The organism is Mesorhizobium sp. M2A.F.Ca.ET.039.01.1.1, assembly GCF_003998035.1.
In the GTDB taxonomy this organism is placed as follows: domain Bacteria; phylum Pseudomonadota; class Alphaproteobacteria; order Rhizobiales; family Rhizobiaceae; genus Mesorhizobium.
Genome location: NZ_RZRY01001585.1, coordinates 1 through 403 on the forward strand (window position 1 = coordinate 1; position 403 = coordinate 403).

Consider the following 403-nt stretch of genomic DNA (forward strand, 5'->3'; position numbering starts at 1 on the left):
GCCTCTCGGCCGCCGCCGAAAAGCTCCCCGTTCGCGCCGCAGCATCGAAAGCGCGCAAGGTCTCCAACGGGAGTAACTGGTTCGAGCTGTGATCCATGCTCACAGGTGACCCTCGAATTGGTCGTTTGTCAATCGACGGTTGATGCGGTCTTCTAGCCCCATGGAGCCAAGCAACGAGGATATAGCGATGACCGCCTATGCCGGTACGTTGAATCAGACACAGCGAATGGACACCACGGCGGTCATCGCGGTCGCGCTCACAGTGGTCGGCTGGGCTTCCGCCTTCCCGGCGATCCGTGCAGGCCTCGCGGCCTTCCAGCCGCTGGAGCTCGGCGCGCTGCGTTTTGCCATCGCCGCCGTGCCGGCGGCGATCTTCCTGGCTGTCAAGCGCCCGGCGCTGCCC

General features: G+C 64.8%; 2 pseudogenes. One reads left to right on the forward strand and one right to left on the reverse strand.

The window, feature by feature from the left end:
* A pseudogene (locus EOA24_RS43790) lies at positions 1-97 on the reverse strand (transcriptional regulator); the annotation flags it as partial.
* Positions 98-187: 90 nt separating this feature from the next.
* Between EOA24_RS43790 and EOA24_RS41035 the strand changes: the two are divergent.
* Positions 188-403: pseudogene (locus tag EOA24_RS41035) on the forward strand (EamA/RhaT family transporter); the annotation flags it as partial.